Source organism: Arthrobacter sp. UCD-GKA (assembly GCF_001863355.1).
GTDB lineage: Bacteria > Actinomycetota > Actinomycetes > Actinomycetales > Micrococcaceae > Paeniglutamicibacter.
Genome location: NZ_MOLR01000022.1, coordinates 1 through 13,326, shown reverse-complemented (window position 1 = coordinate 13,326; position 13,326 = coordinate 1). Strand labels below are relative to the sequence as shown.

Sequence of the window (13,326 nt, the reverse complement as noted above, 5' to 3'; positions counted from 1 at the left end):
CGCCGGCAAGGCGGTCGCGTGCTCCAGCGGGCCGCCCTGCTGCCCGGGGAACACCGCGGAGTTGACCTTCTTGGCGATGTCCGCGTCGTTGGTCAGGATGATCCCGCCGCGCGGGCCGGCCAGGGTCTTGTGCGTGGTGGAGGAGACCACGTGGGCGTGCGGCACCGGGTTCGGGTGCAGCCCCGCGGCGACCAGGCCCGCGAAGTGCGCCATGTCCACGAACAGGTACGCCCCGACCTTGTCGGCGATCGCGCGGAAGCGCTCGAAGTCCAGCTGGCGCGGGTAGGCGGACCAGCCGGCGACGATCATCTTCGGGGAGTGCTCGATGGCCAGGGCCTCGACCTTGTCCATGTCCACCACCAGGGTGTCCTCCTCGACCCCGTAGGGGACGATGTTGTAGAGGCGCCCGGAGAAGTTGATCTTCATCCCGTGGGTCAGGTGCCCGCCGTGGGCCAGGTTCAACCCCATGATGGTGTCGCCCGGGCGGATCAGCGCGTGCATCACCGAGGCGTTGGCCTGCGCGCCGGAGTGCGGCTGCACGTTCGCGAACGCCGCGCCGAACAGCGCCTTGACCCGCTCCAGGGCCAGGGTCTCCACGACGTCGACCTCCTCGCAGCCGCCGTAGTAGCGCTTGCCCGGGTAGCCCTCGGCGTACTTGTTGGTCAGCACCGAGCCCTGGGCCTGCATCACGGCCAGGGCCGTGTGGTTCTCCGAGGCGATCATCTCCAGGCCGCGCTGCTGGCGGGCCAGCTCCGCGTCGATGCGCTGCGCGATCTCCGGATCAAGCGTCCCGATGTCCTGCGTCAGCGACGCAGGGGCAAGGGATTCGTAAACTGCGGTCACGCTACATCGCCGCCGTTGGCGGAGGCGTAGTCGGCTGCCGAAAGCAGCGGACCTTCCTCGGTGACCTCGACGGTGAACAGCCAGCCGGCGCCGTACGGGTCTTCGTTCAGGATGGCCGGGTTGTCGATGGCTTCCTGGTTGACCTCGACGATGGTGCCGGTGACCGGTGCGTACAGGTCGGAAACCGACTTGGTCGACTCGACCTCGCCGCAGGTTTCGCCGGCGGTGACGGCGTCGCCGACCTCGGGCAGGTCAACGTAGACGACGTCGCCCAGTGCGTCGGCGGCAACCTGGGTGATGCCGACCTTGGTCGGGGTCGAGGCGTCAACCCATTCGTGCTCGGCCGAGTAACGAAGGGATGCGAGAACCTTGCTCATGGGGGTGTTTCCTCTCAAAGAATGTGGGTAAAGAAGTTAAGCCGGTTGATCGGTGGCGGGACGCGTCGCGCCCGCCACCGACAACGTTACTTGGCTCGGGTGTAGAACGGCAGCGCGACGACCTCGAAGGCCTCCGGCTTGCCGCGCAGGTCGACATCGACCTTCGCGCCGATTTCGGCGTACGCCGGCTCGACGTAGGCCAGGGCCACCGGGTAGCCCAGGGTCGGGGACGGCTGGCCGGAGGTGACAACACCGATCTGGGTGCCGTCAACCGAAACCGGGTAGCCGCCGCGGCCTGCGCGACGGCCCAGGCCCTTGAGGCCAACGAGCACCTTCTTGGCGCCCTCGGCCTTGATGGCTTCCAGTGCCGCCCGGCCCGTGAAGTCCTCTTCCTTCTTGAAGGAGACGATGGGGCCAAGGTTGGCCTCGAACGGGTTGCCTTCGAGGGACAGCTCGTTGCCGTACAGCGGCATGCCCGCTTCCAGGCGCAGCGAGTCGCGGCAGGCCAGGCCCGCGGGGATCAGCCCGTGGTTGGCGCCGGCGGCCATGAGCGCGTCCCAGAGGGCGGGTGCCTGGTCGTTGGGCAGGTACAGCTCGAAGCCGTCCTCGCCGGTGTAGCCGGTGCGGGCCAGCAGCACGTCGAAGCCGGCCACGGTGGCCTCGTCCGCCGCGTAGTACTTCATGTCGGTGACAAGGCCCTTGGTGGACTCATCGACCAGTTCGTGCAGGATGGCCTCGGAGGCCGGGCCCTGCACGGCGATCAGCGAGGTGTCCGCCGAGGCGTCGGTGACGACCACGTCGAAGCCCGCGGCGCGTTCGGCCAGCGCCGCGGCAACCACCGGGGCGTTGCCGGCGTTGGGCACCACGAGGAATTTTTCCTCGCCGCGGCGGTAGGTGATCAGGTCGTCGATGATGCCGCCTGCTTCGTTGCAGATCACCGAGTACTTGGCACGGCCCACGGACATCACGGCCATGTTGCCGGCCAGCGCGGAGTTCAGGAACTTCGCCGCCTCGGGTCCCTCGACCCAGACCTCGCCCATGTGGGAGAGGTCGAACAGGCCGGCGGTGGCGCGCACGGCCTTGTGCTCGGCCAGTTCCGAACCGTACTTCAGCGGCATGTCCCAGCCGCCGAAGTCGGTGAAGGAGGCGCCGAGTTCCGCATGCTTGGCATGCAGGGAGGTTTTCTTCGGGTCGCTCATCAAGCTACCTTTCGTGAGGTAAATCGAGTGGTCGTGGACTAGTTTTCGAAGGCTTCGGGAGCCGGGCAGGAGCAGATCAGGTTCCTGTCGCCGCCTGCGCCGTCGATGCGTCCCACGGCCGGGAAGTACTTGTCCACGCGCAGCGCACGCACCGGGAAGGCCGCCTGCTCGACGGTGTACTTGCGGTCCCAGGCGGTGTTGACCACTGCGGCCACGGTGTGCGGGGCGTTGCGCAGCGGGGAATCCTCGATCGCGAAGTCCCCGGCGAGCACCTGTTCCATTTCGCCGCGGATGGCGACCATGGCCTCGATGAAGCGCTCGATCTCGGCCAGGTCCTCGGACTCGGTCGGCTCCACCATCAGGGTGCCGGCGACCGGGAAGGACAGGGTCGGGGCGTGGAAGCCGAAGTCGATCAGGCGCTTGGCCACGTCCTCGGCGGTGACGCCGGTCTTGTTGGTCAGCTCGCGGAGGTCAAGGATGCACTCGTGCGCGACCAGGCCCTTGTTGCCGGTGAACAGGATCGGGAAGTGCTCGTTGAGGCGCGAAGCGATGTAGTTCGCCGAGAGGATCGCGGTCTTGGTGGCGTCGGTCAGCCCGTCGCCGCCCATCATCGCGATGTAGGCCCAGGAGATCGGCAGCACGCCGGCGGAGCCGAACATGGTGGCGACCACCGGCACGCCGTCGCGCATCGAGTAGGTGCCCGAGGCATCGCCCGGCAGGAACGGGATCAGGTGCTCGGCCACGCCGATCGGGCCCACGCCCGGTCCGCCGCCGCCGTGCGGGATGCAGAAGGTCTTGTGCAGGTTCAGGTGGCTTACGTCGCCGCCGAACTGGCCCGGCTGCGCGAGGCCCACCAGGGCGTTCATGTTGGCGCCGTCGATGTAGACCTGGCCGCCGGCCGCGTGGACCTTGTCGCAGACCTCGCGCACGTCGGGGTCGTAGACCCCGTGCGTGGACGGGTAGGTGATCATGATGGCCGAGAGAACGTCCTTGTTCGCTTCGATCTTCGCATCCAGGTCGGACGCGTCGATGGATCCGTCCGCGGCGGTCTTGACCACGACGACCTTCATGCCTGCAAGCACGGCGGAGGCGGCGTTGGTGCCGTGTGCCGAGGCGGGGATCAGGCAGACGGTGCGTGCGTCCTCGCCGTTGGACTGGTGGTAGGCGCTGATCGCGAGCAGGCCCGCGTATTCGCCCTGCGAACCGGCGTTGGGCTGGATGGAGACGCCCGCGTAGCCGGTGATGGTGGTCAGGCGGCCCTCAAGGTCGGTGATCAGTTCGCGCCAGCCCTCGGTCTGGTGCTCCGGTGCGTACGGGTGGATGGAGGCGAATTCCGGCCAGGAGATGGATTCCATCTCGGCGGTGGAGTTCAGCTTCATGGTGCACGAGCCCAGCGGGATCATGGTGCGGTCCAGGGCCAGGTCGCGGTCCGAGAGGCGGCGCAGGTAGCGCAACATCTGGGTCTCGGACTTGATGGTGTTGAAGATCGGGTGGGTCAGGTAGTCGCTGGTGCGCTGCACGGCGGCAGGCAGCTCGAAGCCCTCGGCGGCGAAGGACTCGCCCTCGATGCCGAAGACCCCGGCGATCGCGGCAACGTGTGCGCTCGTGGTGGTCTCGTCGGTGGAGATGCCCACGGTGGTGGAGTTGACGCGGCGCAGGTTGATGCCCGCGTCCTCGGCCTTGGAGATGACGATGTCGGCGTTCTCGACGGTCACCTGGACGGTGTCAAAGAACGACTCGGCGGCCAGGCCCAGTCCGGAGCCGGACAGTGCGGTGGCGATGGCGCGGGCGTGGTTGTGGGCACGCTGGGCGATGCGCTTGAGGCCCGCCGGACCGTGGTACACGGCGTACATCGAGGCGGTGATGGCCAGCAGCGCCTGCGCGGTGCAGATGTTGGAGGTGGCCTTCTCGCGGCGGATGTGCTGCTCGCGGGTCTGCAGTGCCAGGCGGTAGGCCGGGGTTCCGACGTCGTCCTTGGACACGCCGACCAGGCGACCGGGCAGCTGGCGCTCCAGGCCGTTGCGCACCGCCATGTAGGCCGCGTGCGGGCCGCCGAAGAACAGCGGGACGCCGAAGCGCTGGGTGTTGCCCACGGCGATGTCGGCGCCCTGGTCGCCCGGTGCGGCGATCAGGGTCAGTGCCAGGATGTCGGCGGCGATGGTGACCATCGCGCCGCGTTCCTTGGCCGCGGCAATGATGCCGGAGTGGTCGATGACGGCGCCGTTGTTGCCCGGCTGCTGCAGCACGATTCCGGAGATCTCGCCCTCGGGCAGGCCCGCGGTCAGGTCGGCGATCTCGACCTCGAAGCCCAGTGCGTCGGCGCGGCCCTGGACCACTGCGACGGTCTGCGGGAAGAGGTTGGCGTCCAGCACGGTCTTGGCGGAGCCCTTGGCCTTGTTGGCGCGGCGCATCAGCAGCACGGCCTCGGCGACAGCGGAGGCCTCGTCAAGCATGGAGGCGTTGGCGATCGGCAGCGCGGTCAGGTCCATGACCATGGTCTGGAAGTTCAGCAGCGCCTCGAGGCGGCCCTGGGAGATTTCCGGCTGGTACGGGGTGTACGCGGTGTACCAGGCCGGGTCCTCGAGCACGTTGCGCAGGATCACCGGCGGGGTGTAGGTGTCGGAGAAACCCTGGCCGATCATCTGGGTCTTCATGACGTTCTTGTTCGACAGTTCGCGCAGCTTGGCCAGGGCCTCGGCCTCGGTCAGGGCGCCTGGCAGGTCAAGGGGTTCGGACTGGCGGATGTCGGCCGGGACGGCCGTGTCGACGAGTTCGTCGAGGGAGGAATAACCAAGCTGCGAAAGCATGGTGTCGATGTCGCTGCCCTGGGGGCCAATATGGCGGGCGACGAACTCAGCGGACGGGGTCACGGTCATGGGGAACTCCATTGGGTCATCGGCGTGCGCGCACACCGAACGAGCTGCAAGTTCCTCCCCGACCCTGTTGCTGTGACCTGAGAGTTTCCGCGACGCACCGGACTTGGTAGTCGGAACGTGCTTGCACCTTCGGTGAGCAGCACCGCCGAAGGGCGATGTTGCTACTTTCCAGAGTTGCCTCTTCGCGGCGGTACGGGGGCCTGAGAGTTTCCCGGGGAGGAATTGCTCCTACGGCGCCCGACCAACTTTCGCTGTACGGGACTCTCCCGCCGCATGTCAGTGGCTGTGCCTCTTTCGAGGCACGCCTCCCATCCTACCGGCGAAGCGTGAGCCAAACAACACGGGTCGCCCCGCTTCAGGTCAGAACCGCCTTTCGGGCTCCGTCAGGGAGTTTTCGGGCTTTCGCCCGATACCGTCCACCGCCCCTCGCAGGGACGGAGGTTCCCCTCAGCCCTCTTCCCCGTCGTCGAGCAGGCAGTTGGGCTTGGCCTCGAAGCGCGGTCCGACGTCGATCGAATATGGAATGCCCCACTGGTTGTCATAGCGCACGCGCACGGCACGCAGTGAGGACTCTTGGCTCGCGTCGACGGGTTCAAGCGCCATGATGATCGAATGATCGGTCCGGTCGTCCAGGGTGGCCGGCAGTTCGGTGCGGGAAAGCCACGTGGCCTGCATTTCCGGATCGCCATCGCCCACCGGGTACTCCCATGCGCCAAGTTGCACACCGTCGTGCTGGATGCCCGTTCCGGCAAGTGCATAGTTCACCGGTGCCACCAACGTGAGCGCCCGCACCCGGAGCGAACTCCCGGGCTTCACCTCGATCCACGGAGTGGTCAAGACGCCCGGAGCCACCCCGGGGGCCGCGGTGCTGTGACAGGTCAGGTTGCCTTGGCCGTGCCCTGCCACCGGATCCAGCATCCGGTACCCCGCCCAGCCTGCGGTGGCGACCACTGCGACAAGCACTCCGATGGACGCGGCCGTCCGCGGACGGCTCCGGAGGGTGCCCGCATCCTCAGGGGTCAACCTTTCCATCGTGACGCCTCCTTGGCTGGACGGGACCGGCGCTCCGACCTGCGGTGCGGTTGTTCAGCCCATCCTAGGTCCCGCCTCCAATGCGCGCCACGCCGGTAGGGGAACCCGGTTTCGGGCCGCCATGTTCCTTTCGGTTCCGGGAACCCGCGGAGCCATGCCAGGCATCACATTCCGGGCGGTATATAGAGGTTCATGAAGACAAAGACCGACAGGTTCCCCACATCAACCAGGCCATGGGACAGCATGGAAATACGCAGGCTGCCCGTGGCCCGGCGCATGCAGGACCATGCCAGGCCCATCACGAACAGCGTGGCGTAGAGCACCACCGATCGGTTCCCGATGGAGAAGACGCCCCACATCAGCGGGTGGCCGGCCACGAACAAGACCGTCGAGTACAAGGCGATCACCCAGAACGGCCAACAGCGGCCGGCATCCAGGAGCGCACCGCGCCAATACACTTCCTCAAAGACCGGGTTGACCAGTGCAAAAGCCAATACCGAAACGAACACCCCGGGATACTGCGCCACCAAGCCGAGATTGAGTGCAAGGATCCCCGCCAGCGGGAACAGCCCGAGCAGCAGGCCCACGATCCACACCCAGGCCGGGCGCCTGGCACTGCGCCGAAACCAAGCCCGACGCTGCCCTGCGTCGGTGGTCATGGCGAGGACCGCTGCGATGAGGCCCCAGTAGACGGCGGCCACCCACAGCCACGCGGTCCCGGCGTTCATGTCGGCAGCGATGCGCGCGACCAGGTGGCCGACGCCGACGATGGCCAGTGGGCTCACCAGAAGCACCAGGCGCCTCGCTCGCGGACCGGGAAGCCCCCGTCCGGCACGGGCGAGACCGGTTTCGGCAGCCGCTGTGCTTTTTTCGTCTCCAACCATGCCCCAAGCCTCCGCAACGATCTGCAAAACTGTCAACCATTGCCCACGTCAGCCAGGCTTTTTCGGCCGCAAGCCCGCGCCGCCCAGGCGACGGCAACGGCTCTCCCAAAACCTCCGTGAATAAACACTTGACACTTCAACCAAAAGAGGCGTACCGTAATACTTGAAGCTTCAACCATACGGATTGAGACCACATGAAAAACTTCCTCGCTCGACTCTTCGGAAAGAAGGCAGCAATGTCCATCGACATCAGCATCATCGGAACCGGCAACATGGGACGCGCACTGGCGGCCCGCACCCTCGCAGCGGGCAAGAACCTTCAGGTCCTGGCCCGCGACACCGAGGCTTCGGCCACGCTCGCCGCGGAGCTCGGCGGTGGCACCACCGGCGGAAACCTCACCGAGGCCCCGGCCGGACGAATCGTCGTCCTGGCGCTGCCCTTCGACGCCGCCAAGGAATACGTCGCGGCCCAGGGTGCCGCCCTCGATTCCAAGATCGTCATCGACATCACCAACCCGGTGGACTTCTCGACCTTCGACTCGCTGACCACCGCTGCCGGCAGCTCGGCTGCCGAGGAAATCGCCGCGCTGACTTCGGCCACCGTCGTCAAGGCCTTCAACACCACCTTTGCCGGCCCGCTGACCGCCGGTTCGGCTGCAGGCGAGCCGCTGGATGTCTTCATCGCCGGCGAGGATTCCGCCCGCGCCGAGGTAGCCGCATTCGTCACGGCGGCCGGCATGCGCCCGATCGAGGTCGGCGGCCTGCACCACGCCCGGGAGCTCGAGGGCTTCCAGCTGCTGGTCATGGCCATGCAGGTCAACCCCGCGCTGCCCGATTTCAATTGGGGCACCGCGCTGAAGATCGTCGGCTGAGCCGGACCCGACCACACATGTCAGCAGCACTGCGGGGAGCCCGGCCACCAGGCCGGGCTCCCCGCGGCGTTCCACCACCCAAACCCCCGCAGATCCAGTCCGGACCCGAAGCAAGTGCACCGAGCGGCAGCTACACGATCCCGGCAACCCCCAGCCAGGAGCCGATGGCGAAGGTGACCACGAGCGCCGCGGCCCCGCCGATGAGCACCCGCAGGGTCGGGCGCAGCATGGGTGCCCCGCCCAGCCTGGCGCCAAGCGCGCCGGTGATTCCCAGCGCCAGCATCACGGCAATGAACGTCACCGGGATCTTCAGGGGCCCGGGCAGGAACACCGCGGTGGCGAAGGGCAGTGCGGCCCCCACCGTGAAGGACACCGCGGAGGCCACTGCGGCGTTCCACGGGTTCAGGACCTCTTGCTCGTCGAGCTGCAGCTCGGCATCAAGGTGCGCTGCCAGCGCATCATGGGCGGTCAGTTCGTGGGCCACCCGTGCTGCGGTTTCCGGGCTCAGTCCCTTGGCCTCGTAGAGCCCGGTCAACTCCGCCAGTTCTTCCTGCGGCATCTGGGCCAGCTCGAGGCGTTCCTTCTCGATGAGTGCCTTTTGCGAGTCCGCCGAGCTGGACACCGAGACGTACTCCCCCAGCGCCATGGAGATCGCCCCGCCGATGGCAGCGGCCGCCCCGGCCGCCAGGATCGGCCCGTTCGCCGTGGTGGCGCCGGCAACACCGACCACCACGGCGGCTACCGAGACGATCCCGTCGTTGGCGCCCAGCACCCCGGCGCGCAGCCAGTTGAGGCGTTCGGCCACGCCCTGGTTGTGCGGTTCGTCCTCGTGTTGTCCCTGCGGTTCCTGCTGCCCGTCCATGCCCACCAGCAAAGCACCCTCGATGCTTCTTGGCCAGCGGCACGACCTGCGGTTACCGGACCCGCGGCACCGGCAGCGAAACGTAACGCGGGTACCGGGCGGACAGGTTGTCCCCCGACGAGGTGCCGGTGAGCCGGCGCTTGACCCACGGGGCCAGGAATTCCTTGGCCCAGGTCGCGTCCCCACGCAGCTTTTCGGCCCGTGACTGCACAACCAGCGGCGGGAGCTCGGGAAGCTGGATGTCGCTGTCCTGTTCCAGGACCCCGAGTACCTTCCTGGCCATCAGGGTGTGTCCGGCGGTGCCCATGTGCAGGCGGTCGGTGGCCCAGTAGCGCCAGTCCCGGAATTCGCGCCATCGCCAGTAGTCGGCGATCACCGCCCCGTGGCGCTCGGCGATCTCGCGCACGGCCTCGTTGTAGATGGCGGTGCGGCCGCGGGTTTTCTCGAAGATCGCCGAGCCGTTGGAATCGAACCCGGTGAACAGCAGCAGCGAGGCGCCGGTTGCCGCCAGCTGGCCGACCGCCTCCTCGTACCTGGACATCATCGAGTCGATGTCGACGGCCGGGCGCAGGATGTCGTTGCCGCCCATGTACAGGCTGACCAGCGTCGGGCGCATGGCCGTCGCCACGGGCAGCTGTTCGGCGATCACCTGCCCGACCTTCTTGCCGCGGATCGCCAGGTTGGCGTATCCCCAGTCCGGGTCCGCACAGAGTTGCTCGGCCACCCTGTCGGCCCAACCACGCACCCGGTTCGGACGGTTCGGATCCACATCGCCCATGCCCTCGGTGAACGAGTCGCCCAGGGCCAGATATCGTTTCGAAAATTCCACGACCCCAGCGTATCGCCGGCACCGGTCTTGTCCCGGCACCGCGGCGACACGCTGCGCAACACCCGGGCGCCCACCCTCGTGGACACGACTCACCGGCGGCGCTGTGCCGGCACACAGCGCGCACCTAGCCAACGCGCGCACGCTGGAAAACATGAAGGCCACAAACCGTCGCAATACCCACCGCACGAACGGGCATCCCGCCAGGAACGTCATCGGCCACGGTGCCGAGCCCCTGGGCATGCCGGCGCACACGCCCGAGCCCGGGGCGCATGGCAGCGGTCCGGTTTCCGTGGGCCCGGGGACCTACGAGGTGCGCTGCGACGTCGTGCCGACCCACCAGGGCCCCGGCCCCGCGCAGATCCCCTGGCTCGAGGAGATCCGCGGCGACCAGCACCTGCACGATTCCTACTCCGGGGTCATCTAACCGGCCAGCTGCACCTGGCGGGCCAGCACGCTCAGCTGGCCGCCGCGGGACCCGGTCCCGTTCGCCTCGGCCCGTGCCGGGACGTAGCCCAGCGCCAACCCGTAGGCCGGATCCGCGTAGCCCAGCGAGGCGTTGGCCCCGTCGTGGCCAAAGGCCCGCGCGGATCCGAAGTCGTTGTTCGCGTGGGCCTTCATGAACCCGATGCCGAAGGCCCCGGGGTACCCGCCGGCCCGGTCCAGCCCGAACACCCGGTCCTGGGTGACCTGCGCGATCGTGGCCTCGGTGAGCAGCGGCGCATGCTCGTCCCCGGACTCGTCGACGAAGCCGGTGCTCACCGCGGCGTAGAGCTTGGCCAGCCCGCGGGCGTTGGCCACCCCGCCGATCGCCGCCAGCCCGGCCTCGCGGATGGCGCGCACATTGGGCACGTCCATGATCTCGAAGCTGGGCCCCTTGGGCCCGTCGAATCCGCCGGTCGAGTTCAGGGCCAGCCCCATCGGGGAGAACGGGTCGATGAAGGGTGCCGGCTCGCCGTTGGCGCCCTTGAGGACCGGGCGGAAGCGCGGTTCCAGTTCCTCGGGCAGGCCCAGATGGAAGTCGATGTCGTGCGGGGCGCGGATGCGGCGCTCGAAGATCTCCTGCAGGGATTCCTGCGCGCAGCGGCGGGCGAGTTCCTCCATGAACACGCCCATGGTCAACGCATGGTAGCTGTGCGTGCTGCCCGGGGTCCACAGCGGCGCGGCGGCGGCAATGATGCCGGCGGCCAGCCGCGAATCAAGCAGCTCCTCCTGGGTGAACCCGCCCTCGACCCCGGGCAGGCCCGCCTGGTGGCTGAGCAGCTGGGCCACGGTGACCGCGGCCTTGCCGGCGGCGGCGAACTCGGGCCAGTACACGGCCACCGGTGCATCCAGGTCCAGCAGTCCCTGCTGCACCAGCAGCGCCATGACGATGGCCCCGGCGCCCTTGGAACAGGAGAACACCCCGGTCATCGAGTCCGGGGTGCAGTGCTCCCCCACGCTCATGTCCAGCACCAGGTTCCCGCCCTGGTAGATGGCCAGCTGCCCGGAGTAGTCCGGATCGTTGGCGGCGAAGGAAGACATCAGCTCTGCCACCGGGGCGAAGCGCTGGTCAATGACATCGGTGTGGTTGCTCTGCGTAGTCACGACCCCCACATTACCGACCCAACCGTGCCCGACGGCCGCCGACCTGCTCAAGCGGTCGGCGTTTCCTGGCGGTAGCGCAGCAGCCAGCGGCCCTCGACCCGCTGCCAGAACGACGAGCACAGCACCGCTTGGTCACCGGCCAGCAGCCGGTAGGCCAGCTGCACCTTGTCCAGGCCCCAGGGCGTGGCGGCCAGAACCTGCAAGGCGCCGCCCGTGGGCAGCGGCTCGGCGGCGTTGAACGCGGAGATGATGGTGGAGCGGTCTGTCAGTGAACCGTCGCGGCTGATCTCCTGGAACTCCGGGTGCAGGAACGCCATGACCTCGTCCAGGTCCCCGCGCACCGCCGGGGAGAGAAGCTCGGTTTCCAGTTCGAAGACCATCTGCACGTCCGCGGCGAGTTGGGCCGCCGGGTCGGCCTGCACCGGGTCGGCCGGCACCGGTGCCTCCTGGTCCTCAAAGATCATCGAGTTGTGGCCGTCGGGCGCCGGAACCTCGTGGTTGGCGGCCCGATCGGCAGCACCCGGCACACCGCCGAGCCCCGGTCCGGTGTCCGGTTCCCGGCCGGCCTGGTAGGCGGTGGCGGCGGCGCGGGCGCGGTCGTCGGCGGCCTCGTTGAGCTCGTGGCCAGCATGCCCCTTGACCCATTCGAATCGGTATTTGCGGCCCTTGATGGCGGCGTCGATGTCCTTGAACAACTCCAGGTTCAGCACGGGCTTGCCGTCGGACTTTTTCCAGCCCTTTTTCTTCCAGCCCGGCATCCACTTGGTCACCGAGTTGATCACGTATTGGGAGTCGCACAGGATGTGCAGTTCCTCTTCGGGCAGGTGCGCGGTGGCGCGGAAGAGGTCAAGCACGGCCATGAGTTCGCCCATGTTGTTGGTCCCGTGGGCCCAGCCGCCGGCGGCCCAACGGTCGTCGTCGATGTACCAAGCCCATCCTGCCGGTCCGGGGTTTCCAAGGGCTGATCCGTCTGCGGCTGCGGTGATCGTCATATTTCAATCCTGCCACGGTCCCACCGACGCTTTCACATCGGTGCCTTTCGGCGGGGTCCACCCATGGCCTTGTCCGCGTCCAGGTCGTACGCTGGGGCCATAAGGGATGGGGGCCGGAGACTGCGGCACCATGCAACACCGCCATCGAAGGTTTGGAGCCGTCATCGCGCCCGGGGACCTGCTTTTCCCCGCACACCGCAACGCCCGCATCGGCTTTCGCTTCCAGGTTCCCGTCCGACGGAGAGAAACAGAACTGCGGAAGGTAGTGGTGCCCATGCCTGGAAACAAGGCCGTCGCCTACGTCAAGCCAGGGGTCGTGGAGGTCATCGACACCCCCTACCCCACCTTCGAACTGCAGGACGGACCCGGGGTGAACCCGTCCAACATCGGGCGCAAGGTCCCCCACGGCGCCATCCTGCGCACCGTGGCCACCAACATCTGCGGCTCCGACCAACACATGGTCCGCGGCCGCACCACCGCCCCCGCCGGCCTGGTCCTCGGCCACGAAATCACCGGCGAGGTCATCGAAACCGGACCCGACGTCGAATTCCTCAAGGTCGGGGACATCGTCTCGGTCCCCTTCAACATCTCCTGCGGCCGCTGCCGCAACTGCAAGGAAGCCAAGACCGGCATCTGCCTGAACGTGAACCCCGACCGCCCCGGAAGCGCCTACGGCTACGTCGACATGGGCGGCTGGGTCGGCGGCCAGGCCGAATACGTCCTGGTCCCCTACGCCGACTGGAACCTGCTCAAGTTCCCCGACCGCGACCAGGCCGTCCCCTTCAACATCTCCTGCGGCCGCTGCCGCAACTGCAAGGAAGCCAAGACCGGCATCTGCCTGAACGTGAACCCCGACCGCCCCGGAAGCGCCTACGGCTACGTCGACATGGGCGGCTGGGTCGGCGGCCAGGCCGAATACGTCCTGGTCCCCTACGCCGACTGGAACCTGCTCAAGTTCCCCGACCGCGACCAGGCC

Annotated in this window: 13 protein-coding genes and 1 riboswitch; of the genes, 3 read left to right on the top strand and 10 right to left on the bottom strand. The window is 67.9% G+C overall.

Annotated features, from left to right (window positions below; translation table 11 throughout):
* The 6 genes from glyA to BLJ79_RS22075 all read right to left on the bottom strand — a co-directional run.
* On the bottom strand, positions 1–843 hold an 843-nt coding region (gene glyA, locus BLJ79_RS22100; protein WP_139195024.1), incomplete at its 3' end, for a serine hydroxymethyltransferase.
* Positions 840–1,220: a glycine cleavage system protein GcvH gene (gene gcvH, locus BLJ79_RS22095; RefSeq protein ID WP_071216974.1), complete on the bottom strand. Its 381-nt coding sequence runs from the start codon at positions 1,218–1,220 to the stop codon at positions 840–842. The genes gcvH and glyA, both read right to left, overlap by 4 nt.
* Positions 1,221–1,306: 86 nt before the next feature.
* Complete coding sequence (gene gcvT / locus BLJ79_RS22090; protein WP_071216973.1) at positions 1,307–2,419, bottom strand: glycine cleavage system aminomethyltransferase GcvT; 1,113 nt, start codon at positions 2,417–2,419, stop codon at positions 1,307–1,309.
* Between the two features lie 38 nt (positions 2,420–2,457).
* Positions 2,458–5,295, bottom strand: coding sequence for an aminomethyl-transferring glycine dehydrogenase (gene gcvP / locus BLJ79_RS22085; protein ID WP_175475576.1), 2,838 nt, complete (start codon positions 5,293–5,295; stop codon positions 2,458–2,460).
* A gap of 178 nt (positions 5,296–5,473) precedes the next feature.
* Positions 5,474–5,574, bottom strand: a riboswitch (glycine riboswitch).
* A 168-nt stretch (positions 5,575–5,742) separates the two neighbouring features.
* Positions 5,743–6,327, bottom strand: a complete 585-nt coding sequence (locus BLJ79_RS22080) for a hypothetical protein (RefSeq protein ID WP_071216971.1) — start codon at positions 6,325–6,327, stop codon at positions 5,743–5,745.
* A 164-nt stretch (positions 6,328–6,491) separates the two neighbouring features.
* The gene (locus tag BLJ79_RS22075; protein ID WP_175475575.1) at positions 6,492–7,112 is read right to left on the bottom strand and encodes a CPBP family intramembrane glutamic endopeptidase; all 621 of its coding nucleotides are present in this window, start codon (positions 7,110–7,112) and stop codon (positions 6,492–6,494) included.
* Positions 7,113–7,447: 335 nt separating this feature from the next.
* Here BLJ79_RS22075 and BLJ79_RS22070 point away from each other — a divergent pair, with 335 nt between their 5' ends.
* Positions 7,448–8,083 carry an NADPH-dependent F420 reductase gene (locus BLJ79_RS22070; protein WP_071216977.1) on the top strand — a complete coding sequence of 212 codons (636 nt, stop codon included), beginning with the start codon at positions 7,448–7,450 and terminating at the stop codon, positions 8,081–8,083.
* A gap of 130 nt (positions 8,084–8,213) precedes the next feature.
* Here the strand turns inward: BLJ79_RS22070 and BLJ79_RS22065 are convergent, their stop codons facing one another.
* Positions 8,214–8,945 (bottom strand): VIT1/CCC1 transporter family protein, encoded by a 732-nt coding sequence (locus tag BLJ79_RS22065; protein ID WP_071216976.1) that lies wholly within the window; start codon positions 8,943–8,945, stop codon positions 8,214–8,216.
* A gap of 52 nt (positions 8,946–8,997) precedes the next feature.
* Entirely contained in the window at positions 8,998–9,774 is a 777-nt protein-coding gene (locus BLJ79_RS22060; RefSeq protein WP_071216969.1) for an SGNH/GDSL hydrolase family protein, read from the bottom strand.
* A 151-nt stretch (positions 9,775–9,925) separates the two neighbouring features.
* On the opposite strand from BLJ79_RS22060, the gene BLJ79_RS22055 reads away from it, so the two are divergent.
* On the top strand, positions 9,926–10,198 hold the full coding sequence (locus tag BLJ79_RS22055; RefSeq protein ID WP_071216968.1) for a hypothetical protein: 273 nt from the start codon (positions 9,926–9,928) through the stop codon (positions 10,196–10,198).
* On the opposite strand, the gene BLJ79_RS22050 is transcribed toward BLJ79_RS22055, so the two are convergent.
* Together BLJ79_RS22050 and BLJ79_RS22045 are read right to left on the bottom strand one after the other, a co-directional pair.
* A complete protein-coding gene (locus BLJ79_RS22050; protein ID WP_286135939.1) occupies positions 10,195–11,358 on the bottom strand; it encodes a serine hydrolase domain-containing protein in 1,164 nt (387 codons plus the stop codon). The two genes, BLJ79_RS22055 and BLJ79_RS22050, sit on opposite strands and share 4 nt — an antisense overlap.
* 47 nt (positions 11,359–11,405) lie before the next feature.
* On the bottom strand, positions 11,406–12,350 hold the full coding sequence (locus BLJ79_RS22045) for a ribonuclease HI family protein (protein WP_071216967.1): 945 nt from the start codon (positions 12,348–12,350) through the stop codon (positions 11,406–11,408).
* A 274-nt stretch (positions 12,351–12,624) separates the two neighbouring features.
* On the opposite strand from BLJ79_RS22045, the gene BLJ79_RS22040 reads away from it, so the two are divergent.
* The coding region (locus tag BLJ79_RS22040) for an alcohol dehydrogenase catalytic domain-containing protein (protein WP_175475573.1) at positions 12,625–13,326 on the top strand (702 nt) is incomplete at its 3' end.

Excerpts from the sequence above, each read along its gene's own strand:
- gcvP (WP_175475576.1), bottom strand. The coding sequence starts at position 5,295 with ATGACCGTGACCCCGTCCGCTGAGTTCGTCGCCCGCCATATTGGCCCC.
- BLJ79_RS22080 (WP_071216971.1), bottom strand. The coding sequence starts at position 6,327 with ATGGAAAGGTTGACCCCTGAGGATGCGGGCACCCTCCGGAGCCGTCCG.
- gcvH (WP_071216974.1), bottom strand. The coding sequence starts at position 1,220 with ATGAGCAAGGTTCTCGCATCCCTTCGTTACTCGGCCGAGCACGAATGG.
- BLJ79_RS22065 (WP_071216976.1), bottom strand. The coding sequence starts at position 8,945 with ATGGACGGGCAGCAGGAACCGCAGGGACAACACGAGGACGAACCGCAC.
- gcvT (WP_071216973.1), bottom strand. The coding sequence starts at position 2,419 with ATGAGCGACCCGAAGAAAACCTCCCTGCATGCCAAGCATGCGGAACTC.
- BLJ79_RS22070 (WP_071216977.1), top strand. The coding sequence starts at position 7,448 with ATGTCCATCGACATCAGCATCATCGGAACCGGCAACATGGGACGCGCA.
- BLJ79_RS22045 (WP_071216967.1), bottom strand. The coding sequence starts at position 12,350 with ATGACGATCACCGCAGCCGCAGACGGATCAGCCCTTGGAAACCCCGGA.
- BLJ79_RS22055 (WP_071216968.1), top strand. The coding sequence starts at position 9,926 with ATGAAGGCCACAAACCGTCGCAATACCCACCGCACGAACGGGCATCCC.